Source organism: Pseudoflavonifractor capillosus (genome assembly GCF_016902575.1).
Lineage (GTDB): Bacteria > Bacillota > Clostridia > Oscillospirales > Oscillospiraceae > Enterenecus > Enterenecus capillosus_A.
The window spans coordinates 63,823-87,475 of the sequence record NZ_JACSNZ010000001.1 but is presented as its reverse complement, the minus strand read 5'-3'; the positions used below and the strand labels follow the sequence as shown (position 1 = coordinate 87,475).

Here is a 23,653-nt window from a genome sequence, read left to right as displayed (position 1 = left end):
TTTAAGGAGGATTTTATGAGATTGCTTGAAGTAGAGGGATTGACGAAAAAGTACCCCAAATTCACATTGAAGAATGTTTCGTTCTCTTTGGAGCAAGGGAGAATTATGGGCCTGATCGGTAAAAACGGTGCTGGCAAAAGTACAACGCTTAAATCCATGCTCAACATGGTTTGCCCGGACAAAGGGTGTATTAAAATGCTCGGTCACGATTTCCGGCAGGATGAAGAAAGCTGCAAACAAAATGTCGGTGTTGTTTTAGGGAGTATTCAGTTTTACCAAGACAAAAAACTGCAAACGATTACCGGCGTGACGAAGCGTTTTTACCAAAACTGGGACGATACCGCATACCGAAAATATATGTCTATGTTTGAACTCGACGAACAAAAACAGGTAAAGCAGCTTTCAGAAGGCATGAAGGTGAAATATTTAATTGCCCTTGCGCTTTCGCACGACGCCAAACTGCTTATTTTCGATGAACCGACCAGCGGCCTTGACCCTGTGGCCCGTGAGGATTTGTTGGAGCTTTTTCAGCAGTTGGTAAAGGACGGGAAAAGAAGCATTTTATTTTCTACGCATATCACTTCGGATTTGGACAAATGCGCTGACGATATAACCTATATCAAAAATGGTGAAATCATCGCCAGTGCGGATAAGGCTTCCTTTATTCAGGCTTTCCAATCCCTGAAAGCTCCCGGCGAAGATAACCTGAATTTGGAGGAAATCATGGTGAGAAATGAAAGGGGGACTTATAATGTCTAATTTACTCTATAAAGAGTGGCACCTTGCCGTACATTCCGTTGTCTATCTGTTCCTGCTGATCGGGGCACTGCTTCTGGTTCCCGCATATCCGTATGGCATGATCTTTTTCTTTGGTTGCCTCGGACTATATTTTACCTCCCAATTTGCCAGAGAAAATTCCGACGCCTTTTACACAGCTACGCTTCCCATCAAAAAGCGCCATGTGGTAAAAAGTAAATGCCTGCTGTTCGTTAGCATCGAGATTGCACAACTTATTATCTGCATACCGTTTTCAATCATCCGCTTGTGGACGCTCCCTGACGGCAATCCTGTTGGCATTGAGGCGAATGTGGCATACTTTGGCTTTGGCCTGATTGTCTATGCCATATTTAACTTTCTGTACCTAACTGTGCTTTTTCAGTCTGCATACCAAGTAGGCAAAGCGTTTGTAATTGCCATTATCCCGGCAACTGCGGTAATCGCGTTGATGGAATACAGCGTACATCTGCCGTCCTTTACATGGCTTGACAGTTTACAGACAGGCGATTTGATAAGGCAGCTTCCCATATTGGGCATCGGTATCTTGATCTATATTATCAGCAACATTTTGACCTATCGCGTTGCATCGAAGCGTTTTGAACTTGTTGACCTGTAACTAAAGTGCCTTGTTATACTTGGAGGTGATCCACTTGGGAAGTTTATAATTTTATCCTTCAGTGACGGCGAGGACACCATCTTTGCAAACACCGTGACGGCCCTTGCTTCTGTCGCAGATTTCTCCACGGTGGCCACCTCCGCAGACACGCCGCTGCTCTTTGGCTCCCTGCAGATCGACCCGCAGCGCAGGCTGGTATGGCAGGTCGGCCAAACGGTGGAGTTGACACCAATGGAGTTTGATATTCTGCTCCTGCTGGCCTGCCGGCCGGGGCAGGTGTTCACCGCCCGCCAAATCTATGAGGCCGTCGCCGCAGACTCCTTTGACGCCAGTTGGACGGGGATCTCCAGCATGGTCTACAAGCTCCGCCGCAAGCTGGGGGCTGGCATCATCGAAACAGTGCGGGGGCACGGTTACAAATTCGTTGCCCCAGGCATCTCACCAAAATGAAGCAAGCGCACAACGGATCTTCTTCCGCTGTGCGCTCCTTTTATTCCTCACGCCGGTAATGCGGCTCCGGTACACAAGGCTCCTTCTGGTATTTGCGATATTTTTCCGGTACTTCGGCAGGCTCCTCCAGGCTTTCCTCGCTGTAATCAATCGGTTCATCACAAACAGCGTCCAGCAAAATGCGCTCCAAATGCTCAAATTCTGAAAACTGATCCAGGGAGGCCATCACAAAAGAGTCGCGGACATAGGCGGCACTGGCAGCCATCAGCTCCTGATCCATAGAGTATCCATGATGCTCCACAAAAAAGGTCATCATCATTACAACCGTTCGGGTATTGCCCTCCCGGAAGGGATGCACCTGCCAGATCGGCGGGAAAAGGCTGGTAAGCTGGTGAACAAATTGCTCCCGGCTGATGCCGTTCCAGTGAGCATTTCTCAGCCGTCCAAACGCCTCGTCGAGATCTTCCTCTATCCGGTCCTCATTGCTGTACCAAACGCTTCGGCCTGCCAGCAGCTTCTCCCGCTTCTCGATATTGATGATGCGGTACTGGCCGGCCCATTCGTAAATGTCGCCAAACAGGCATCGGTGGATCTCCCGTAGGCCATTTGGAGAAAAGTCCTGAAAGCCCTGTTCGTATAACAACATCATATTTGCTCTGGATTGCTCGGCCTCGATGCGATCCAGTGTTTGCTCATTTTTGATGCCCAGCTTATTTTTCAAGACAGGCACATCTTCATACAGGTACGGGTCAGACACGGCTCTGGCGCTCCTGCTCCGCAATCCGGCGATGATGTGCCAGCAATGCCTGCTTCATCTGTTCGCCCGTCAGCTCACCGCGGGCCCAGCTGGCAGACAGCGACCGTGCATAGCTGGAAATCGGCGCGCCCTCAATGGCGTTGATGGCGTCGGCCGTCTTGACCGCTGCAATCCGTTTCTTTTCCAATGGACTCATAGCGCCTTCACCTCCTATTGATTTTAGTATAACACAGAGCAGGCCCTGTTGCCAATAGGACAGGCCAATGCGAATCTTGCTGAATTAGCAGCGGGTCTCAATGGTTTCCTGCTCGGTGGTGCCGCCGATGGCCGGCTGGTATTCAGTTTCGATAATTTAGGGCTGGCCGGTCTGATAATAATACGTTTAGCAAATTAAAACTTCTTATTTCAAGTCAAAAAGAACACTTTCATAGTCCTTTACGAAATATTTTATATTTGTGCGTCCTTTCTGAATAATTGTGTGACCTTCTGCTTCCAGCTTTTCCTTTTGTGCTTCTATACCGCCGGGATATTTTGCGTTCAATTCCCCATTTGCCTTTAAGGTTCGCCAATACGGGGTTTCATCCTCGGAACGCTGGTAACTCGCCCATGCTGCAATAGATACAAAAATCCCGGCTGTGATAGGCTCTGTGAAATCTGCCCCGTTCAGTTCAGCAAAATATTCACGGATTTTTCCGACAGTGATTACTTTACCGTAAGGAATTTGTTTCATCACCTTGTCATAGTCAATCGGTGGGGCAAAGTACATTCTGTTTCCGCCATATTTCTCAATGCTTTTCTGATCAGTAATGGTCTGAACTTTAGGCATATCCTTGCTATCGTGTAGCATTGCATTAAAATCTTTTTTATCTTCATTTGCCATCTCTCAACACCTCCTGTCTTAATTATAGTGGAGTAAACTTTTCCATGCAATGAGGCAGTTTGAGAATAATTTAAAAAGTATTGCTGCATCTGAATAAACCTGCTGGGCGGAACAGCTTACAGCGTAAGGAGTTTGAGCGTCAAGTCCATTTTAAGCCCACGGGAAAGACCCTGAGACGGTGATCTCAGGGCCTTTCTCATAGACTTAAATCCGGAACAGGTCAATCGCCCGCATCAGCGTGATGCACAACTCCTGGTACAGATCCTCGTCCAGTCTGCCGTTGATCACGGCATACTTGAGCAGCAGGGGCCGATACATGAGCAAAATGCTTGTGATGGCCTCATGGTCACCGTCCTTGGCTCGCCGCAGCATCTGTTCAAATGTCATATCCGTTCACCCCCTCGATGCTCTTCTTCAACTTCCGAATGGCCCGGTAATACACCGCAGCCGCACCCTTATACGACAATCCCAGTTGCACACCGATCACATCGAATGGGCGCTTGTCCAGCACGCGGGCCAGGAACACATACCGTTCCCGCTCGTCCAGCTGTTTCAAGGCATACAGGAGCGCGCTGCTCTCGATTTTCTCCCAGAGGGGCAGCCGCTCCATCACTTCCTGCTCCAGCGTCTGGCTCACAGCAAAGATCGTATCCGTCAAGGTCTCCTGATTGCTGTACGCATAAAGGACCTTCAGATAATCCCGCTGGGTTCGCCTGACCGCCTGGATTAAGTAACCTGTAAACTTGATTTGCAGTTCTTCCTCTGCTCGTCCATTATTTCGTTGCCACATGGCCTTATCCTCCAAATAGTTCAAGAATTTTTAGGGAATTCTTGAACCTTTGGCGGAGACCGGCACCGAACTAACGGGCGTCTTTTCTTGCCATATAAAGAAACGCGGCCAGCCGCACACCGCAAAGGTGAGCTGCCGGCCGTGTGATACACATAAAGAAGTCCGTCATTACTTCCAGCGCCCGCAGGAGGAGGCTTATCGCTCGATTTGCGATGTTCCCGCCTGCTCCCGTGAAAAGGGCGACGGAAGAACCGTATTGTAAAGTAAGCTGTGTGTCGAAATGTAAGCAGATGGACGGACCTCTTTATGTGCATGATCCATCTTTCCATCATGCACTTCTGGCTCCCTGCCATCTGAACCACACTTTGCACACGAGCCCGATGCCGCTGCTACAAGCAGGCGGCGGGCCTGCCAATCATCTTAGGTGCAGTGTTGTTCCGAAAACTTTGTTGATTTTTGTCGGATTATAAAAGAAAAGGCGGCCTCATTCTCTCTGGAATAAGACCGCCTGTTGTAACTTAAAATTACCTCTGCTATTTTGATTTCTCCGTCTCATAGACATCCCTCCCGTCCTTTCTACCCGTATATGGCTTCAAAATGCCACATTAAGTGTAAATGGCAAAGATCACTGGATTTTGACTGAACGGTAATTTTTCCCATCAGCCAGTTGTTTCCGTCAAAAATCTCGCAGCTTTGACACAGAGAAAAGGGGCGGACAAAGATCTATTTTCTCTGCCCGCCCTTTCTAAATAAGATTTATCCCTGGCGCTTGACCTTCAGGTGCTGAAAACTGTTCTCGCTGATGGCGTGTTCCATCCGGCAGGCATCGGCCTCAGCCGTTTCTTGATCCACGCCGGCCTCTATGAGCATTTCCGTGAAAAAGCAGTGCTTCTCATAGGTGCGCTCGGCCACCTCGCGGCCCACATCGGTCAAGCGAATGAAGCCTTCCTCGTCCCGCTCGACAAATCCGCCGGTCTGCAGTGTTGTAATGGCGTGGGTGATGCTCGGCTTGGTGAATCCCATGTGCCGGGCAACATCCACGGAGCGCACCATACCGCGTTTCTTTTGGAGAACAAGGATGGTTTCCAGGTAGTCCTCCCCGGACGCATGAAGCGTTTTGCTAAGACGCATTGGTTATATCTGCTCCTTTTTCATGTGAGAAAAATGCCCGTAAGAGTTTGATTGCTTCATCATCCATTGGCCGATGCCATAGCACCTTATTCTCTTGAATAAACAGAAGATAAGTACAACACTTATAAATCAATTCAGGATCATGGGTAATCAGGAATAGGTTTTTCCCCATGTCTTTTAAGCGGTTCAAATTATCAGACACCTCTACCATATGGAAATAGTCTAAGCCACTGGTCGGTTCGTCAAAAACAAGGATTTCCTTATTTGAGGCGATAGCACTTCCAATCGCTACCCGTTGCTTTTCCCCGCCAGATAAAGACATGGGATGCAGTTTGATTTTATCTGCTAAATCAAGGCTGGATAAAATCTGGTTTGCCCGTTCTGTATTTTCTTTTTCGTCCTCACCGTCCATACTAAGAAGCAATTCATCCAACACATCCTCGGTAAACAGTTGGTGGTTTACATCTTGCATAACCATGTAAGATATGTGGCACCGCTGCTTTGCACGATAAGAATGTCCATTAAGTTCTAACTCACCCAAAGCCCGTTTGTCCAATCCACACAGGCAGCGAGCAAATGTGGATTTTCCCGCGCCGTTATTCCCAATAATTCCAATGATTTCTCCTTGTGGCAGCGTCAAATCGGGAATGTCCACAATAAGGGGGCCGTGTTTATCATAAGAAAATCGAAAGTCCTTGATATGTAAAGTCGGTGGTTTCGTTTTTGGTTTGGCCTCCGGTGGAAGGTTGAATGGATCAAGGGCGCGTAGTCCCATTTCCTGTAAAGTTTCGGGGGACAGTGATTGAAATTGCTGCCTTGTAAATTCCTTGCTGATTTCTCCATGTTTCATGTAGATAATGCGATCAGCTAAAGGAACAAGATAATAAAGCCGATGTTCCGCTACCAAAATAGTTTTTTGCTCGGATTGCCAATGGCGAATGGCTTGCATTAAATCTTCAATCGTTGCAATGTCCAAATTTGAGGAAGGCTCATCCAACACAAAAATATCTGGATGGATCGCATCCGCCGAGGCACAGGCAATTTTTTGTTTTTCGCCACCTGACAATGCAAACAGGCTTCGGTTTAACAGCTTTTCCAGTTTCAAGCTCTTTGTAGTATCTTCAAGGCGCCTTGTCATTTCAGGAACCGGCAATCCCATATTCTCGCACCCGAACACAATCTCGCTGGTTGTATCTACGTTGTAAAACTGTGTTCGCGGATTCTGAAACACCGAACCCACCCTCTGTCCGATTTGGTACAGAGGGTAGTCTTTTAATTCCTTACCGTCCAGCAACACTTTCCCATCCAACTTGCCCGTGTAATAATGCGGAATCAGACCGTTAATCAAGCGGGTCAAGGTTGTTTTGCCGCATCCCGATTCCCCACAGAACAAAATTGTTTCTCCGTCATGGATTGTGAGATCAATGTGTTTTAGGCTATTCTCCGTTTCTCCACTCTCATAAGTGAAAGAAACATCCTTTAACTCTATCATTCCTACACCCCCTTACCACGGACTAAAAAAGTATGTAATTATCAGCGCGGTTCCGGCAATCAGCACCGTTATCAAGTCCCAGCCGGTAAAACCGACTTTGGTAATATTGGTTCGGCGGACAGGATTATCCAATCCGCGTGTCAGGGCAGCCGCAGAGAGGTCGTCCCCAATCTTGACTACCGAAATCATCAAAGGGATAAAACGGTATTCAATGAGAGCGGCTGGATTCTGCCAAAACTTTTTCGTTCCAAATTGCACCTCACGCATCCGCATGGCATCCTTTATAGCGGCGGATTCTTCCTGCATAGTGGGAATGAAACGGAACAGGACAGAGAGCGGTATTGTGATCTGCCGTCCAATGTGCATTCGTCCTAGCGCAGTAATGCACTCGCTGGCCGTAGTAGATTTAATGATATATGCACCCATAACAAAGGCAGGAAATAATCGCAGCACTAAACCCACCAGCAGAACCACCAGCATATTGATAACCATAGGAAATTGAATGGAGTTTTGAACTGCTTGCACGAACAGTCCTGCTGTAAATAAGCAGAAAAAGATAATGGCCGTTTTATATTGCCTGTTCGTTAAAAGCAACACAAATGGGATTAAGGCTACCGCAATCATAAATGCGGTGTGGCTATATAGAAATTCCGCAGTAGCAACAACAGCCATCAGCAGCAACTTTGTCCGGGGGTCTAAACGAAAGCCACTTCGTGTTTCTACAACGGCCTGCAACTGTTCCATTACACAATGCCCGCTCTTTCAAAATGTTTTTTCAGCATCTTATGTCCCAGAAGTGCGCCCAGAATACCCCCTACAAACAGCAGCACAAAGCCCACATACAGCATCCACGATGGCATCAGGGATTGCAGCGTATTAGCGTATTGATCCCCCATAGAAGTATGAATGTTTTCCCAATAGGCTTCTCCCGCAAACCAAAGGTTGGCTGGGCACCCCATAATGCCGAGGCAGAAGCAAGCATAACTCAAAACAGTTACCTTGAACTTTTGATAGCCACCAATTTTAAGCACTACATCACCTAAAAGGCCGCCGAGAAACCAGCCGAGTAGACCAATCCACCCATAACCAATGAGGTAGAAGAAAATACCACCAATAATGCCGGTAATGGTAAGCATTCCAAATTTCCTGATTTTTGTGTAATACAGCATCATGGGAATACCGCAAACAATCGGCCAGATCAGGAACAAAAACGGGTACACTACCGGCAATGAGGTCAGCAATCCGACAACAAAGAAAATAACAAGGGTCATGGCAGAATAAATGCCGACGTTAATAAGGTCTTTACCTGTGAGCTTATTCGTATTTTCCATTTTCAAAAAGTCCTTTCTACATAATTTATCTGATACTCGTAAGAAACAAAAGCTATTTTATACAGAAGTTGTTTATACAGGCCACCTCCTATTCAATCAGTTAGATTCTGCTAACTACCAGTCAAAAATTTTGGGGATCAAATCCCCAAAACAGTTTGCCAGCCGGAACTGAAAAAAGCGGCCAATGTATGAGCATATTTTATCGCGGCATCTTTCGGATAATTATGCAAGACAATTTCTGCGATAGATGAATAGTAAGAATGAACAAGCATATGCCACTCGTCATCCTCCAAATCATGTACGGGAACACCGCGTTCTTTCAGTTCTGCAATTAGTTTTTGTGTCTCCCGAACATCGGAACGCACCACATCATCCAGGAAAGAAGCGTATTTTGTCCCCGCAGACTGCATCAGCAGCAGTTTGAATACATCGAAATGTTCGTAAATGTATTCGATAATCTGGCGGATCGTGTCCTCCGACAGTTTCCAGAGTTGCTTTAATTCATCCGTCCGAGCTAATTCAAAATGCTTGATGACAGAATCGGAATACATCTCAGATACCGCCTGAACCACTGGTTCGACAAGTGCGCCGAACAAAGCCTCTTTGTCCTCGAAATGATTGTAAAATGCCCCGTTTGTCACATGGGCGGCCTTACAGATTTCACGGATACTGGCACGTTCAAAACCATTTTCCAGAAAATGCTTTTTTGCACAGGCCAAAAGATTTTCATGGGTCTGCTGAAAATCCCTTGACATTTCCATCCCTCCATCCTATACTTGAATTACACTGTAATATTACACCGTAATTCAGATTATATCACGATGCCATCGAAAATGCAATACCCTCCTTGTATTTTCAGTTGCTCGAAAGGAGGCTTTCTTATGCCAAATAAAGAACCGGGTGCAATCCGCCAACTCTTTGCTTTTGTGGGCGAGAGAAACAGCAAAATGCGTATTTCCATTCTTCTTGCTGTGTTAGGGGAAATGTTTGGTATCGTACCATTCCTAATGGTGGCGCTGTTGGCGGATGAACTCTACCGCGGTACAGCCACCATACAGCGTGTTTTGTTCTTTAGTGGAATAGCCGCCATATGTCAGCTTATAAAAATGCTTCTCACATGGCGATCTTCTCTTATGTCCCACAAAATTTCCTTCACGATTTTGAAAAATATCCGTGAAGCAATTACAGATCGGATGGCAAAAGTCCCAATGGGCGTTATGCTGGAAACGCCTACGGGAACTTTCAAAAACCTAATTGTAGATAATGTTGCAAAGTTAGAGGATTCTATGGCTCATTTTATGCCAGAGCTGCCATCGAATATTGCAGCGCCGTTGTGCAGTATTCTCCTGATTTTCATTCTGGACTGGCGCATGGGGCTTGCATCCCTAATCACAATTCCACTGGGCATTCTCTTTTTCGCTGCTATGATGCGCGGTTATGGCCCTCGAATGGAAAACTATATGCGCTCTGCCAATGATATGAACAGCTCCTTAGTAGAATATGTCAGCGGCATTCAAGTCATTAAAGCGTTTAACCGTTCTGCATCCTCTTATGGAAAATACTCAAAGTCTGTCAACTATTTTCACGATTCTACAATGGAGTGGTGGAGTCAATGCTGGTTTTGGAATGCAGCGGCACGAGCCGTCCTGCCTTCTACTCTTTTGGGTACATTGCCAGTAGGCGCATGGCTTTACATGGAAGGAACGCTTTCACTTCCCGTATTTTTAATATCTTTAGTAGTTCCGCTGGGGTTCGTTGCTCCATTGATGAAAGTGTCCGAGGCGATGGAGCAAGTCAGCATGATAAAAGGTAATTTGGAGCAAGTAACCGCTTTCCTAAAAACCCCGGAACTTGTCCGACCCTCTGAACCTGTATCTTTGGGAGAACGTACTTACCAATTTGAGGACGTACATTTCGGCTATAAAGAAACCGAAGTTCTCCACGGTATTTCTTTTCAAACCAGACCCGGCACTATGACGGCTATTGTTGGGCCTTCCGGTTCTGGTAAATCCACGATTGCAAAACTGATGGCTGGTTTTTGGGATGTGACTTCTGGCTCTGTGCGTTTCGGCGGCCAGGATATTCGTCAAATCCCTTTTGAGCAGTTGATGGGTGAAATCAGTTATGTGGCACAAGACAATTTCCTATTCGACAAATCCATTCGGGAAAATATCCGCATGGGTAATCCGGCAGCAACAGATGAAGAAGTAGAAGATGCCGCAAAAGCTGCTAACTGTCATGACTTTATTATGCAGTTAGAGCAGGGATATGACACACTGGCCGGTGATGCCGGAGACCGACTTTCTGGCGGGGAGCGCCAACGTATTACGATTGCGAGGGCCATGCTAAAACCGTCATCCGTAGTCATTTTAGACGAGGCCACTGCCTATGCTGATCCAGAAAATGAGGCGCTAATTCAACAGGCAATCAGCAAATTAGTGGCCGGAAAGACATTGATTGTTGTAGCGCACCGTTTGAATACGATTCGCAATGCCGATCAAATTCTGGTTGTGGCAAACGGAAATATTGCAGGCCGTGGGACACAAGAAGAACTTCTCCGGGAATGCCCCATCTATCAAAAGATGTGGCAAGATTATGCCGGAACCATAGAAGAAGCAGACTTGAAAGGAGGAGTGGAAAACCATGCTTGAAATGATACGCCGGATTTTTAAGATTGCGGGTAGAAGCCGAAAGAAAATCATCGTTGGCATCACATTTAATATTCTCAAATCCTTTTTCAATGGTTTTATGATGTTCGGTGTTTTTTGGATTTTATTACATTTAGAAAATCTTACACCTACTATTATCCTACAAGCCTTTGGTGTTGAATTAGGAAGTGTTATCGGACGCTTTTTCTTCCAATGGATGTATGACCGTACCATGAGTGGAACGGGATATGATATTTTCCGTGATTATCGTCTGGAAATAGGAGAAAAATTGAAACAGGCTCCTATGGGCTACTTTTCAGAGCAAAATTTAGGAACTATTCAGACAATACTTACTACGACGATTGCTGATTTAGAGGGTTACTCCATGCTTGCAATCGAGCAGATGACAAGCGGTGTTGCTATGGCAGCTCTCATGTCAATTATGATGTTCTTTTTCAACCCAATTATTGCCATTTTGAGTCTGATCGGACTATTATTAGGTTTACTTGTTCTTCGTTGGGTTCGCAGTAGAGCCGCGCAGTATGCTCCCATTTATCAAGAAGCACAGGAAAATCTGGTGAGCAAATCAATGGAATATATCCGAGGGATTTCTGTTCTACGCTCTTTCTCCAAAGGTGAGGAAGGACAACGAGAAGTACGCAGCGCATTTCAAAAAAAGTGGGATGCAGATTATGGGCAGGAAAAGGCTACGGCCGGGGTTCTCCGTTTTTATATTCTGGTCTATAAGCTCATGAGCTGTGTACTGATTGCTGCGGCGGGTTTGCTTTTTATGGCTGGAAAAATAAGTTTGCCCTACTGCTTGACTTTCCTGTTTTGCGCGTTTACTGTGTACTCTGACTTAGAAACAATGGGAAACAGCGCCTTTTTGAGCAAGAAAATCAACACAGAACTGGATCGGTTAGAAGAAGTCACCAATATACCGCAAATGGACACCAGCACAGACAAATTAGAAACTTCCCACTACGATATAACACTGGATCATGTATCATTTGGCTATGACAAGCGGCAGATCATCCATGACATCTCTCTGAACATTCCAGAACATACCACCTGTGCTATTGTTGGCCCATCTGGAAGTGGAAAAACAACTTTGTGTAATTTAATTGCCCGGTTTTGGGATGTGCAGGATGGCGCTGTACGAATTGGCGGAAAGGATGTAAAAAACTATACTGCGGATAGTATTTTGGAGCATATCAGCATGGTCTTTCAGAATGTATATCTTTTCCACGATTCTATCGAAAACAACATCAAATTCGGAAAGCCTGATGCTACCCACGAGGAAGTAGAAGCTGCCGCAAAACGTGCTTGCTGCCATGATTTTATTTCAGCGTTGCCAGATGGGTACAATACAATCATCGGCGAGGGAGGCTCTACACTTTCCGGCGGAGAGAAGCAACGAATTTCTATTGCCAGAGCGATTCTTAAAGATGCACCTATTATTATTTTGGATGAGGCCACTTCCAGCGTTGATCCGGAAAATGAGCAGGCACTTTTATCTGCGATTGCAGAACTGACGAAAAACAAAACCTTGATTTCGATTGCCCATCGTTTAAGTACAGTGAAAAACGCAGATCAAATCATTGTAATAGATCAAGGTAGAATTGCTCAACAGGGAACTCATCAATCTTTGATTTCACAAGAAGGAATTTATAGAAACTTCTTAAATCTAAAACTTGAATCTGCTGGATGGCAGCTTTAATTACATAGCGTGATAAAGGCCGGGATTTATCGCCATATGGCGACAAATTCCGGCCTTTCTTATACTATGCTTATCCGGTTGCACTATCACCGAATACATCCAGCAACGGCGAATGAGCCAGGCGGAGTATTTTCACGGAAACACCAATCTAACAATAAGCCAAATTGCTCAAACTGCAGGATATTCCACATCCAGTCATTTTGCAGAGTTATTTAGAAATAGCACAGGATTTTACCAGGAGAATTTAGAAAAATCGACATAAAGAAATGAAAGTGAGGGCTGCCATGTAATTTGTAGTAGTCCTCACTATATATATCTATTTCATGGTATGAAGATATTCTATCTTTCCGCTGTTCGGATTGATCAACACCATCGGCAGTTTCCTCACCTCTGCCATCCGCAGCGCCGCCTCCACGCCGCTCGGGCCAGCAAGTTCATCATCACACACGGCAACCAGACAATCAGCGTGTTCTACCATGTAGGCAGTGCGCTCCCGATACCCCTGGGCGCCCACGATCTTGCTGCCCATTACAAACTGGTCGCAGTTTTCCTTCAGATGGCACAGCCGTTCCCGGCTCTTCGGGTCCCATCGCTCATCATGGCCCGGGAACGGGTAGACCAGCACGATCTCCAGCCCCTGGTACTCTTCCTGCCTGCGCATTTCCAGCAGGATCTCGCCGGCCCATAGATCGACACCAAGGGCCCCACCAACATAGAACCGGCGCACACCACGCCGGTACAATTCCGCAAAAACATCATGCAGCCGCTTCTTTAGGCGCTTGCACGAAGTCATATATTCCTGGTACTTAAATTTGAACCGAGTAGGCCGTTGACTGGTAATCGCGCACGAGTAAAGCTTGGACATCTCATCTCCTCCAGAAACTTTTTTCTCAATATAGCCCATTATACTTGCTATGGCTGAGTAAGTTCAACTATGGCCGCTTAATTTTTTATGTTATAGCGGATAAAATATAGCTATAGCATGGAGGGTTGCGAATGGGCGAACTTTTGAAAGAAATGGGCCAGCGGATACTGGACCGGCGCAAACAACTAAAACTGACACAAGAGGCTCTGGCCAAGATGGCGCATGTCACGCCCCAGACCGTTTCGACTGCGGAGCTGGGCACAAAAGCCATGCGGCCTGAAACGATGCTGAAGATCTGTGATGCGCTTGATATCAGCACAGACTATCTCCTGCGCGGTCAAGTCATGGAAGGCGACACACGCCTGCTCAATCAAAAGGTCTCGTCGTTGACTCCCTGCCAATACCGACACCTGGAAAATATTATCGACAACTTCATCGCGGCTATACAGGAAGAAAAAGAGGTATGAGCGCCAGCGGCAATGCAGCCCTCATACCTCTTTTTATATCATCTCCCCTGGCGAAAAGCTTCCATTGTGCTGGAGATCAGGCCGAGGATCGCATCATCTGCCTCCGGTTCCTCTCCCAGCTCCGGCACATATTCCGGCTCCGGCGTCCGCTCCTGCGGCACCGGGGCCGTTGTTGTTTCTGCATCCGGGCAGGCGGCGGCAGGCTTTTCAGAGTGCCTCGTCTCCTGGAGCAGAATCTCACGCACGATGGCTTCAATGGCGGCCCGGTCTATGGCCGGTGCCGCTGCTCTTAACGGTTGTGGATCATCCGCGAAGTGAGTATCGTAGAAAACGACTGCATTGGCGATATACTGTGCTTTCCCGTGGTCAGGCTGTTTTTCCAGCAGTTCGACCGTTGCCAGATGGATTGGGTCGCTGATATTGAACCGCAGGGAAAAACGCCCTCGTTCTTTCTTGGCCGCCATAGCTGTCACCTGCCCGCAGCTTCAAGGCGGTACAGATACTCATATCCGGCTGCATTGGCGTTGATATTGGAGACGAACAACGGCTTACCCACTTTTCCGGATGCCTCAATCTGCCGGCGCAAAAGAATGGCGCCGCCGCCCACAAAGACCACCGTGCAGTAGCGCAAGTCCAGCATCCGCTCCCGCAGGGTGCTGAACAGGTCGTTGACGAACTCCTGTGCCAGCTGCTCCACCAATCGGACTACCGACGGCGGGTACTGCGTCTGCTTGCCGGTGAGGATGGCGTCCACATCCCCCTCATCCAGCAGCAGATCCAATTCTGCGTTGCCCCTGGACCTGATCTTATTGTAAAGCAGGATCACGCCGTTTTCCAGCGAATCACAGGAGCTGAGGTCAGCTTTTCCGTTTTTCATCAGCAGATAGTCTGCCGTGAAGCCGCCAATGTCCACCACTACCGCCTTGGCCTCATTCATCAGTGTGTGGAGCATGGTGGCCGCCGCCGCGTAGGCCTGGGGATAGCAGGCCACATCATCAATGCTGATGGCGTAGTGCTTGTCCCGGTACTGGAATTCTACGATCCCTTTCTTCTGGAAATAGGCAGTGAACTTTTCCGCCTGGGCGCCGAAGTGGGCCGGCGGCAGCCCCACCGGCAGCTGGATACGGTACAGTTCTTTCTCGTCAACGCCGCGGGCCGTCAATTCCTCCGCAATCGCAATCAGGGTGAGGATAAAGAAGCGGTCATCCCCAGTCTTGTCCTTGCGGTAAGGAATGCGCTCGTTGGAGAGCGTATAGTAGTTGCCGCCGTATTGCAGGCTCGGCCCGAACGGCCGGGTCAAGCTCTGCTGCAGGCCAGAAACGAACGGGGCGCAGTGAACCGTCTTGATTTGTTTATTGCCATGATCGACACCAATTAACATAGGTGAATGCCTCCTTTTTTTGCTTTATACATATCCTTTACGCCTGGATGACGCCTTTCTCAACAGGCGAAGGCATATTTTTTGAAACCCATGTTTATCATGCGGGACCACGGCTACTGCTTCGTACTAAAATAGAAGAACAGTGCCGCCTCGACTCTACCGGGGCGGCGCTGCTTTTCACAGTTCAGTACAGATTTCCGAAGCACTGTGGTATAATTTTTTGAAAAGCTAAATTGCACTGAGAGTTCGCGGTTGAAATTATACTTTTGAGTCCCCCAAATTTTTTAACCTTTTTTCATTTTTCATGCAATGAATAACAAATTTTGTTGTGTATATAGGTGAAAGGCCTTTACGCAACAGGAAAGGAGGACGCAATGAAGGACAATGAAATCATCGGATTGTATTGGGAGCGGAACGAAGCTGCCATAACTGCAAGTGCAGATAAATACGGCGACTATTGTCATTCCATTTCTTACAATATCCTGCATAACAACGAGGACGCAGAGGAATGTGTCAACGATACTTGGTTAGGTGCTTGGAAGTCCATGCCGCCGCAACGCCCAGAACGCTTATCAACCTATTTGGGAAAAATCACCCGAAACCTCTCGATCAATCGTTTCAAGAAATATACCGCAGAGAAGCGAGGCCTGGGGCAAACCGTCCTTGTGTTATCCGAATTGGAAGATTGCATCCCAGATCAAGCAAATGTTGAGCAGATGATAGATGAACAGATCTTAGTAAAAGCAATCAATGATTTTTTATACGCCCAGCCAGAGCAAAAACGGAATATCTTTATTCGGCGTTATTGGCATCTATTTTCGATAAAAGATATTGCTGTAGCTTATGGTATGAGTGAGAGCAAAGTTGCGTCCTTGCTGTTCCGTATGCGAAATGATCTGAAGACATATTTTGAAAAGGAGGGGATCAATTTATGAAAAGTGAAAAACTATTAGATGCGATTGGTAAAATTGACGACAATCTTATCTATAATGCGGTTCATGACACCCCAAAAAAGAAAAAAGGTAGTTGGTTTAAGTGGGGAGCCATAGCGGCGTGCTTGTGCTTGATGATACCATTAACTGCATTTGCTATTGATACAATCCAATATAATGCGGCAGTTAATTATCTGAATTCCCTCGGTATTCCTGTTGAAGATTTAAGTGATTATTCTCGCAAAGAAATAAAAGAAGCGGCAAAAACCATTGATGCCGGGGAAAGCAGTCCATTGACCGAAGAAATCCTTAACCTATCGCCAGATAACGAAAAGCCGATTGATACACCGACACAGGTAACATCTGAGCAAATACGAGAATTGACCCCAACCATGACAAGGGAGGAAGTTCTTTCATTTTTAGGTGACACACAGGATATCGGTTCAGGCATCTATATCTATGTTTATGAAGTAGACCAACAATATTTGCTTCGTATTCCCTTTGCAAGTGATGATGCACAATTAGGTGTAGCAGGAAATGAGCTGCTAAAGGCATTGACGCCTATTTCTGATGATATAAGTTCTGATGGCACCGTTGAATTTAATGGGCAATTATTCAGCAAGTCCGACTTGACCGAAGAAACTCTTGAATGGCTTGAATGGTATAATTCCTTATCGCCAGAAGAACAACTTTCCGTCAGTTCAATTCCTGCTGATCTATATACTAATGATGATGCAAGGACAGTTGATTCAAACGCAGAAGAATGAAAATAAGGTCTCTCATGTACTGAGAATATAAAAATTTTCTCACTAAAAGAACAGCGCCGCCCCGGTAGAGTCGGGGCGGCGCTGCTGTTATATTGCAAAGGATTTAGTCCTCAACTTCTACATGGAGCTGGCCGGCGATCGCTTCCACCGACATTCCGTTTTTCATTGCCAGCTTAACGATTTCCTGGATCTTCTGCTTTTTCGTCTTCCGAGGTTTGCGGGGCGGCTTGGGAGCCAGAATTTCCTGCTTCTTGGCCTCCAGAGATTTGATGCGGTCCCTGGCTGCGGTGATCTTCGCATCATACTCTGCCACAACAGATTCCTTTTTCGACTCCAGCTCTTTGATGGCCTGGTCTATCTTTGCGATTTTTTCGTCCACCTCAGCTGCTCTCTCCTGCGGGGTACGGCGCGTGCGCTTGTTCTCGGACTCTGCCATTTTAAGATCACCTTTCCTTTGTGTATAAACTGGGTTGGCTTATGATGAAAGAGTACCATATAGAATGTCAAAACGCAAGAGCAGGAAGTCGAAACGGACAGAGCTTGGCAACAACTTTGTTTTACCTGTCTACAAGAACCCTTCTGATATTTCTCCCACAAAGAGTATAGGCAACATGCCACCTCTTGGATAGCCGTATTAGATAGGTCGTTAAGGTTTTGATAATTGTTTTAATTCCAATGGAAAAGTTCATATTCCTGTGATATACTCATATCAGTTTCAAAATCAAATCACGACATAAGGGAGCGAAACTCTTGGATAATAACAGCAACAAAGAGCGGGAAAAAATAATCACATTCATTTTGGGGGCGCTTCTAATCATCGTCGTCCTGGCCATAATCGCCATATTCAGCGGTGCAATTATGCGTCTGCTCGGCTTTGAATATGAGAGCGTCGGCGGCTTTATCCTCTATTTTATAATCGCATCAGTTGTTTCGTATCCCATAAATTTAATAGCGGGTGCACTACCAAAAGCTTTGCTTAATCTCGACAGAATAACAAGGGAAATCGCTGTCTGTATGTATGTGTTGTTAGATACTATCGCTACATTTTATGGCTTCTATATCGTCGATTATTTCATGCCCTCTGTATCTGCAAATACTATTTCACTGACTGTTTTGGCTCTGGTGTTTGCACTCTTTGGAATTAGCGATATCAAGAAAAAAGAGTGATAAGTTCACTTTTTTCACATTTTCCATTATGATACTTTATATTTCCGCCAAATAGCAATGCCAGCCATATCGCTTAAATGCTGTTTCTTGTCATCATTGGCAGTCCTGCCTGCTTTTGCTTGCAGACAATCAAGAGGTAACAGCAAGGAGTGCTGCCACTCCGTACTATTGTTTGAGAAACAAAAAAATACCGCCGGGCAGAAGGAAAATCCCTCTGTCCGGCGGCGTTGCGTTTGTTACACGAAGTCAGCGCGTAATTTAGGTATTAACGCTGTACTTGGCCTTTGCCAAATTCTCGGCGCTATCCAGGATGATGCCGCCGCAGATCCCTCTGCCATAAGACGTGTATTCTTCAAAAAAGAAGCTGTAAGGCTGGCTGTCATCATAAATGACGATCTTTTCTGTGCCACGCCACTGGAAATGCCGCTCCAGGACCCTTCCCAGCTTGCGCCGCAGAATGGGCCGCCGGGCAACCTCATGCAGATTTTTCCGGCTGTGGAACTCATAACGGGGCGTGACCATCTCCGGGACGGAGAGATGGCGCCATTCTGCACCATCCATATCCTCTCCAATTTCCACGAAGACATGGAACGGCTCATAGGGCAGCCGAATACTCTCCTGCCAGCCGTGTACTTTGCCGGCACCGATCTCCTGGAGCCAGGTGAACCGGATCTCCAGCATCTTCACGCCATCCGGTCCTTGCGTCAGCCGCAGGACGGCAAAGGAACCGCAGTCACTGGAAATCAGCCGGTTTTTGGGCCGCTGCTCCAACTGCTGGAGTTCGCTGCGCAGAATGGAAAAGCTGCGGGGAGATTTTCGGGTCCAGGATACGGTCCGAATATCCAAAATTTCCTTATTGCATCGTAATTTTACCAGTGTACGGTCATTCATAAGATTTATCCTCCTTTTGCGGCGCTGCCGTGCGCATCGCCGCCTGTTCTACGAGGAAAACAGTCCCCGTATATTGCTCTTTATGGGAAGTCACTGCGGCGCCTCCCATAGAATCCAGATACTGCTGTCCATTCTTGGACTTGGAGATATACACATAGAACTGGCTGCCGATATACTGATCGCGGTCATAGCAATCCTGATAACGCCTCGCCAGCACGGCGACGGCGCCGATGGCCGCCGCTTTCTGCGTCACCAGGGAAACGGCCATCTTCATTGCGGTTTCCGCTTCTTCATCGTTTAAGCCGGAAGTGTAGATGCGCTCCAAAAACAGGATCAACATTTCATCGCTGGCTCCCATTTTGCCCGCCGACTGCTCCTGTGCCAGATCGGCAAAGGAAAAATCAAAGTCCGCGGGCCTTTGGAACGCCCCTTTCGTCAGCCGGATGCAGGCGCGGGCCACAATGTCTTCGCCTTTCCGAATCAAAATCATCTTCTTGTTGGAGTCGAAGGCCGCCAGCAGACAGTCCCTCTGGTTCCCGGTCCAGCAGGAAAGGCAGGTGCTGTGGGGCAGTTCGCCCAACCGCATCGTAAAGTAGAAATCGTCCGCTTCTTCCGCAGAGAACGACCCCCGCTCCAGCGTGAGATTGCGTTTCCATGCTGCCTCCTGCACCTCGCTGATGGGATAGCGGATCTCCCGCTGCAAGTCGTCGGCAAAGTATTTCAACGCATAGAATTGGCCCATCAGTTCGGCCTGTACGATCCTTCTCAGGGCCTCGATAGTCTTGTCGTTGCCTTGCAGGTAGCCGTACAGAGAGCGCACCATCGCACTGCCGCCGCGCAGCAGGAAATTGGTGACCGACTCCCTGTGCTGCTCCACAAATTCATCGGTAAAAGAAAACCTCTGTTTCAGGTCGAGCCAGTCCTGGTCCATCGTCAAAACGGCGGCGCGAACCTGCGTCCAGTTCTTCTGTCCGGCAATCACCGCCCCATTGTTGAGTACAAAGATCGCATCCGCCTCGGATTGAAGTTCCGGGATGAATGCCTGCAGCTGCTCATACTTCTGCATCAGCCGCATGGCCGTCCGCCGGGTCAGGCCGCGGATGTGACCAAAAGAACCTCGATACCACTCACTGAACGGCTGTTCCAGCAGACACCGGGCAAGCTGTTCCAGCTCCTGATCTTCCATGTGGCGGCTGAGCAGACCATACTTCAATAGCTGGCGGAGGGTAAGCAGCCGCCTGTCCACGGAAAGGGGCGTCAGCATGGCGTAAAGCCGGACATAGATTTCATCCTGCCGCCACAGCAGCCACATTTCCTCAAAGGTGTACTGCCTGCCATCTTCCAACAGGTCGAAGTAGCTGCTGCCGCGCTCTACGGTGTCACACGCCTGCAGGTTCTTGGCCGTGAGGCTGTTGAGGTTGCAGTGTTCACAGAACTTGTCCTCAAACAGCAGCGCATACCGTCCCAGCGAAAGGAACAGCTCGCTGTGCTCGCTCACCAGATCCAGAAAATGCTTCTTTCCATGCTGCACCGCATAAGTGAGGATGGGGAATTGATGGCGCCGGATGGCACTGAAATCCAGATGGAGCCTGCCGGAATACAGGGCATTGAGATAGCTCAGGTCATTCCGCAGGATCTCCTGCCGCTGTTTTTTGTCCAACGGCGCTGTGCGTGAGATGAACCAGTTGAGGTCATACTGCCCCGCATGATTTTCCAGCCACTGCTCAAAGAAGGCGTCAAGGTCTTCGGTGTCGTATTCAAAGGCAGCCAGCAGGCGGCGGAATTTCATCACATCGGCCTTCTCTACCCAATGAAGGTCTTTGATCCGTTCCGCGTCCAGAGCCAGTGTCACCCCCTGCCGGTAGAGCAGCGTGAGGACCCGCTGGAGCGGCCGGTTCTGTTCCAGCAGTACCAGCGCCGCGTGTTCATTGTCGTGCCAGTTGAACAGGTACGGGCCGAGAAATGGCTGCCGCATCATGTCCCTCTGTGCGTCTGTTAATGTGGGCAGTTTCTCCCGTTCTGCGGCCGGGAAGGCATTGAGGTTGTCGATGATGGCCTGTTCTTCTTCCTCATACTTGATAAACGGCAGATAGTATTTCATGTAATAGAGCCGCAGGGACGGAGGAAGATCTGTGACCGCCGCTGCCAGCACCCACTCTTGGGGATACTGCGTCAGCTGCTCCCCGCAGGCCGCAGCCGACTGAAGCATACTGGTGATCGCTTCATCATTTGCCGCATGGTCGCACAACGCCCGGTAGAGCATGGCAAATTCCGGCGTCCGAACAAGCTCCTTCTGAATCTGCGCATTGTCGTCTCCGGCACGGAGCCTGTCCTGTAATTGAAAAGTTTCCACCCGCTCGCAGGTCTGATCCAGGGCGTCCTCCGGGAATTTTCCCGTCAGTCTCGGTTTCAGGCCGCTGTTTTCCATGCGGCTGAGCAGGGATAAATGCTTCAATGTGTTGGTCATGCCGCTTCACCTCCTACGATGGTTTGCACCATTGCCAATATCTCTCTGCGCGGCCGGGGCTCGTATATCACAAGGCCACCGCACAGCTCAAAGAATTTCTGCATTTCCTGCGCCGCAAGGGTCTGGGCGCAGCCTGCCGGCCATTCCAGCAGTTTCTCATAAACCATATCCAGCGCCGCTTTTTTGGCCGCACCATAGTAATATCCGCGCATGAACTGGAGCAGGGATTCCGCGCTGCCGTCATAACGCTGCTTTAATTTCTCCTGACGCTCTCTAACCTCCCGCTGCCGCTGGAGTTCCTTTTCCTGTTCTTCCTGTTCGGCAGCGGCTTTTCGGTCGGCCTCCAATTCCTCCTTGGAGTAGAGCCGTTCCTTTAACTGCTCCGCCTCGTAGCCATTGCAGGCATCACGGGCCAGAAGCTGCCGCAGTACAGCCGCCAGCAACGGTTTGTCATAGATGCGCTGCACTTCCGGGGCCTTCAGGGCACAGAGGACAAACGAATCATAGTATTCCGGCTCCGTCTGAAAGAAGGAAGCATCGATCCAGTCATAAAGCTGCCGGTGCTGCTCCACCGTCAGGAACGGCCGGACCATAGATAATCTGTATGACTTTCTGCTGTAATAGCCCTCCTCCCGGATAAAACCTTTGTGGAAATAAAAGTCCTTTCCGAAAATCTTCCGCAGCTGAGGGAAGGTGTACTGGCTGAACAGTCTTTTCGCGAACCGATAACACCGCCAGCTGGAGATTTTCAGCGCATATTCCTGTAAAAGCTCCAGCGGATGGGCACGAGTCCCGTCCTCCTTGTGCTGCTCAAAAAACTGCCACAAATCGATTTCCTTCCGCTCCACCAGCAAAGCGAAGCTGCGAAGCGTATGCCAATGGCGCTCGTTAAAATACTCAATATACTCCGCACCAGTCAATGCCTGATACCGCGTAAGCCAGCGCCGCAGCGGGATCGCCGCACGGGAGCGGAGCATCTGCTCGGTAAACAGTTCCGCATACTCTCCCTTACTCAGCCCGCTTGCCAAAATGTCGTATCGCGGATCGAATACATCAAAGCGATAGGGAAACTGTTTTTTGATCTCCTGATTCATCCAGAGGATGGTGCGGGGCGCTGTGGGTGCAAGTCCCGTCTGGATGGCTGCCCAGAGATCCTGATACCCCTCGTACTTGACCTCAAATTTCTGGTAAACCAGGAACAGCCAGCCGATGTACGCATAGATCTCTTCCGGCTGTCCATCCGGACAGTTCAGCAGCATACGGACACAGGCCGCTGCAATTTTTTCCGCTGTGATCCCTTTGGACGAAAGCCGGCCTGGTATCCGGTCGGCCCACACCGCCAGAGAATTTGCCAGCGTGATCTCTTCCATGCTGTACCCGGCGGTATGGAGAACGGAAAATTCCCGGCTGTCCAGCTTCATATTCATGTGGGGCAGTTTCATCAGTGTCCGCAGCACCAGGTCGCTCTTGCCGCGATAGCGTTTTGCCTCTTCGGCATAAAAACGGATGAACCATTCCAGTACGCCAAAATTCCATTCCAGAGGGAGCGTCCGGTCTGGCCCAAGCAGCCGCGTCAACTGCGGCCGCATGGCCTGATAGCCGGCCTCTGTGTCATCAAACAGGGAGAGTACAAACAGCACCTCCTCCGTCCTGGCGTATTCTCTGGCGGCCAATTCCTCCAGCCGCGCGCGGCGCTGGGGAGCGTCGCTTTCCAGCAGATAGAGCGCACCTTGCAGGTAAACATCCGTCCCGGCAGTCCTGCGAAGTTTCTGAAGAAAATCATTCCGCTGATTGCCCACAAACATCGTGTCGGCCTGACACTGGCGGGTGTAGCCCAGGGCCAGTGCAAGCGCGCGGAGAATGCGCATATCTGCGCCCAGCTTTTCCTCGAACCGCTCCAATACTTCACCGGGGTAACGCAGGCTGTAAGTTTCAAAATAGCCGGAAACATTCTGATCTCTCTGCCAGATCTGTCTCACTTCCTGCTGACGGTAAAGGATTCTCTCCTCATCGTCCTGCGCCATCTGTACGATCAGCTCCGCAAAGGCATGATACAGCGTAAGGTCAATGACCTTCTGGTAGGCACTGTATGTCGGTATGATTTCTTGGTTCACAACATTTCCC

27 protein-coding genes are annotated in these 23,653 nt (G+C 48.4%); 10 read left to right on the top strand and 17 right to left on the bottom strand.

The window, feature by feature from the left end:
- Positions 1 to 15: 15 nt before the first annotated feature.
- The 3 genes from H9X86_RS00470 to H9X86_RS00460 all read left to right on the top strand — a co-directional run bounded on the left by H9X86_RS00470 (position 16) and on the right by H9X86_RS00460 (position 1,843).
- Positions 16 to 759, top strand: a complete 744-nt coding sequence (locus tag H9X86_RS00470; RefSeq protein ID WP_204899646.1) for an ABC transporter ATP-binding protein — start codon at positions 16 to 18, stop codon at positions 757 to 759.
- Positions 752 to 1,393, top strand: a complete 642-nt coding sequence (locus tag H9X86_RS00465; protein ID WP_204899645.1) for an ABC-2 transporter permease — start codon at positions 752 to 754, stop codon at positions 1,391 to 1,393. Before H9X86_RS00470 ends, H9X86_RS00465 begins: the two co-directional genes overlap by 8 nt.
- Before the next feature lie 93 nt (positions 1,394 to 1,486).
- Entirely contained in the window at positions 1,487 to 1,843 is a 357-nt protein-coding gene (locus H9X86_RS00460; protein ID WP_346011397.1) for a winged helix-turn-helix domain-containing protein, read from the top strand.
- 40 nt (positions 1,844 to 1,883) lie between these two features.
- On the opposite strand, the gene H9X86_RS00455 is transcribed toward H9X86_RS00460, so the two are convergent.
- The 10 genes from H9X86_RS00455 to H9X86_RS00410 form a co-directional block, all read right to left on the bottom strand.
- Positions 1,884 to 2,600, bottom strand: a complete 717-nt coding sequence (locus tag H9X86_RS00455; protein WP_204899644.1) for a Fic family protein — start codon at positions 2,598 to 2,600, stop codon at positions 1,884 to 1,886.
- Complete coding sequence (locus tag H9X86_RS00450; RefSeq protein WP_006573901.1) at positions 2,593 to 2,796, bottom strand: antitoxin VbhA family protein; 204 nt, start codon at positions 2,794 to 2,796, stop codon at positions 2,593 to 2,595. The genes H9X86_RS00455 and H9X86_RS00450 overlap by 8 nt, the downstream gene beginning before the upstream one ends.
- Positions 2,797 to 3,000: 204 nt before the next feature.
- Positions 3,001 to 3,480, bottom strand: a complete 480-nt coding sequence (locus H9X86_RS00445; protein WP_204899643.1) for an MGMT family protein — start codon at positions 3,478 to 3,480, stop codon at positions 3,001 to 3,003.
- Between the two features lie 204 nt (positions 3,481 to 3,684).
- Positions 3,685 to 3,867 carry a helix-turn-helix domain-containing protein gene (locus tag H9X86_RS00440; protein ID WP_006573903.1) on the bottom strand — a complete coding sequence of 61 codons (183 nt, stop codon included), beginning with the start codon at positions 3,865 to 3,867 and terminating at the stop codon, positions 3,685 to 3,687.
- Positions 3,857 to 4,270: a sigma-70 family RNA polymerase sigma factor gene (locus H9X86_RS00435; RefSeq protein WP_243416757.1), complete on the bottom strand. Its 414-nt coding sequence runs from the start codon at positions 4,268 to 4,270 to the stop codon at positions 3,857 to 3,859. The genes H9X86_RS00440 and H9X86_RS00435 overlap by 11 nt, the downstream gene beginning before the upstream one ends.
- A gap of 756 nt (positions 4,271 to 5,026) precedes the next feature.
- Positions 5,027 to 5,401: a metal-dependent transcriptional regulator gene (locus H9X86_RS00430; RefSeq protein WP_204899641.1), complete on the bottom strand. Its 375-nt coding sequence runs from the start codon at positions 5,399 to 5,401 to the stop codon at positions 5,027 to 5,029.
- Positions 5,391 to 6,893, bottom strand: a complete 1,503-nt coding sequence (locus H9X86_RS00425) for an ABC transporter ATP-binding protein (protein WP_204899640.1) — start codon at positions 6,891 to 6,893, stop codon at positions 5,391 to 5,393. The genes H9X86_RS00430 and H9X86_RS00425 overlap by 11 nt, the downstream gene beginning before the upstream one ends.
- Before the next feature lie 12 nt (positions 6,894 to 6,905).
- Positions 6,906 to 7,637, bottom strand: coding sequence for an energy-coupling factor transporter transmembrane component T (locus H9X86_RS00420; protein WP_204899639.1), 732 nt, complete (start codon positions 7,635 to 7,637; stop codon positions 6,906 to 6,908).
- Positions 7,637 to 8,224, bottom strand: coding sequence for an MptD family putative ECF transporter S component (locus H9X86_RS00415; protein WP_204899638.1), 588 nt, complete (start codon positions 8,222 to 8,224; stop codon positions 7,637 to 7,639). Before H9X86_RS00415 ends, H9X86_RS00420 begins: the two co-directional genes overlap by 1 nt.
- 137 nt (positions 8,225 to 8,361) lie before the next feature.
- Positions 8,362 to 8,979, bottom strand: coding sequence for a TetR/AcrR family transcriptional regulator (locus H9X86_RS00410; RefSeq protein ID WP_003500068.1), 618 nt, complete (start codon positions 8,977 to 8,979; stop codon positions 8,362 to 8,364).
- Positions 8,980 to 9,105: 126 nt separating this feature from the next.
- Here H9X86_RS00410 and H9X86_RS00405 point away from each other — a divergent pair, with 126 nt between their 5' ends.
- From H9X86_RS00405 to H9X86_RS00395, 3 genes are all read left to right on the top strand, one after another.
- Positions 9,106 to 10,875, top strand: coding sequence for an ABC transporter ATP-binding protein (locus H9X86_RS00405; protein ID WP_003509372.1), 1,770 nt, complete (start codon positions 9,106 to 9,108; stop codon positions 10,873 to 10,875).
- Entirely contained in the window at positions 10,868 to 12,592 is a 1,725-nt protein-coding gene (locus H9X86_RS00400; protein ID WP_204899637.1) for an ABC transporter ATP-binding protein, read from the top strand. The genes H9X86_RS00405 and H9X86_RS00400 overlap by 8 nt, the downstream gene beginning before the upstream one ends.
- A 112-nt stretch (positions 12,593 to 12,704) precedes the next feature.
- Entirely contained in the window at positions 12,705 to 12,854 is a 150-nt protein-coding gene (locus tag H9X86_RS00395) for an AraC family transcriptional regulator (RefSeq protein WP_430736076.1), read from the top strand.
- Positions 12,855 to 12,908: 54 nt separating this feature from the next.
- Here the strand turns inward: H9X86_RS00395 and H9X86_RS00390 are convergent, their stop codons facing one another.
- On the bottom strand, positions 12,909 to 13,457 hold the full coding sequence (locus tag H9X86_RS00390) for an SLOG family protein (protein WP_243416756.1): 549 nt from the start codon (positions 13,455 to 13,457) through the stop codon (positions 12,909 to 12,911).
- A gap of 131 nt (positions 13,458 to 13,588) precedes the next feature.
- Here H9X86_RS00390 and H9X86_RS00385 point away from each other — a divergent pair, with 131 nt between their 5' ends.
- Positions 13,589 to 13,924 (top strand): helix-turn-helix domain-containing protein, encoded by a 336-nt coding sequence (locus H9X86_RS00385; RefSeq protein ID WP_204899635.1) that lies wholly within the window; start codon positions 13,589 to 13,591, stop codon positions 13,922 to 13,924.
- A gap of 38 nt (positions 13,925 to 13,962) precedes the next feature.
- Here H9X86_RS00385 and H9X86_RS00380 read toward each other — a convergent pair whose 3' ends face one another.
- Positions 13,963 to 14,388 carry a hypothetical protein gene (locus tag H9X86_RS00380; RefSeq protein ID WP_204899634.1) on the bottom strand — a complete coding sequence of 142 codons (426 nt, stop codon included), beginning with the start codon at positions 14,386 to 14,388 and terminating at the stop codon, positions 13,963 to 13,965.
- 5 nt (positions 14,389 to 14,393) lie between these two features.
- Positions 14,394 to 15,305: a ParM/StbA family protein gene (locus H9X86_RS00375; RefSeq protein ID WP_204899633.1), complete on the bottom strand. Its 912-nt coding sequence runs from the start codon at positions 15,303 to 15,305 to the stop codon at positions 14,394 to 14,396.
- Between the two features lie 374 nt (positions 15,306 to 15,679).
- Between H9X86_RS00375 and H9X86_RS00370 the strand changes: the two genes are divergently transcribed.
- The gene (locus tag H9X86_RS00370) at positions 15,680 to 16,240 is read left to right on the top strand and encodes an RNA polymerase sigma factor (RefSeq protein ID WP_006573926.1); all 561 of its coding nucleotides are present in this window, start codon (positions 15,680 to 15,682) and stop codon (positions 16,238 to 16,240) included.
- A complete protein-coding gene (locus H9X86_RS00365) occupies positions 16,237 to 17,004 on the top strand; it encodes a hypothetical protein (protein ID WP_006573928.1) in 768 nt (255 codons plus the stop codon). The genes H9X86_RS00370 and H9X86_RS00365 overlap by 4 nt, the downstream gene beginning before the upstream one ends.
- 103 nt (positions 17,005 to 17,107) lie before the next feature.
- Here the strand turns inward: H9X86_RS00365 and H9X86_RS00360 are convergent, their stop codons facing one another.
- Positions 17,108 to 17,440 carry a hypothetical protein gene (locus H9X86_RS00360; protein ID WP_204899632.1) on the bottom strand — a complete coding sequence of 111 codons (333 nt, stop codon included), beginning with the start codon at positions 17,438 to 17,440 and terminating at the stop codon, positions 17,108 to 17,110.
- 314 nt (positions 17,441 to 17,754) lie between these two features.
- Here H9X86_RS00360 and H9X86_RS00355 point away from each other — a divergent pair, with 314 nt between their 5' ends.
- Positions 17,755 to 18,171, top strand: coding sequence for a regulatory YrvL family protein (locus tag H9X86_RS00355; protein WP_204899631.1), 417 nt, complete (start codon positions 17,755 to 17,757; stop codon positions 18,169 to 18,171).
- 258 nt (positions 18,172 to 18,429) lie between these two features.
- On the opposite strand, the gene H9X86_RS00350 is transcribed toward H9X86_RS00355, so the two are convergent.
- From H9X86_RS00350 to H9X86_RS00340, 3 genes are read right to left on the bottom strand one after another with little or no spacing between them, the layout of a single operon-like run.
- Complete coding sequence (locus H9X86_RS00350) at positions 18,430 to 19,062, bottom strand: hypothetical protein (RefSeq protein ID WP_204899630.1); 633 nt, start codon at positions 19,060 to 19,062, stop codon at positions 18,430 to 18,432.
- The gene (locus H9X86_RS00345) at positions 19,055 to 21,529 is read right to left on the bottom strand and encodes a hypothetical protein (protein WP_204899629.1); all 2,475 of its coding nucleotides are present in this window, start codon (positions 21,527 to 21,529) and stop codon (positions 19,055 to 19,057) included. Before H9X86_RS00345 ends, H9X86_RS00350 begins: the two co-directional genes overlap by 8 nt.
- On the bottom strand, positions 21,526 to 23,643 hold the full coding sequence (locus tag H9X86_RS00340; protein WP_204899628.1) for a hypothetical protein: 2,118 nt from the start codon (positions 23,641 to 23,643) through the stop codon (positions 21,526 to 21,528). Before H9X86_RS00340 ends, H9X86_RS00345 begins: the two co-directional genes overlap by 4 nt.
- Positions 23,644 to 23,653: the final 10 nt, after the last annotated feature.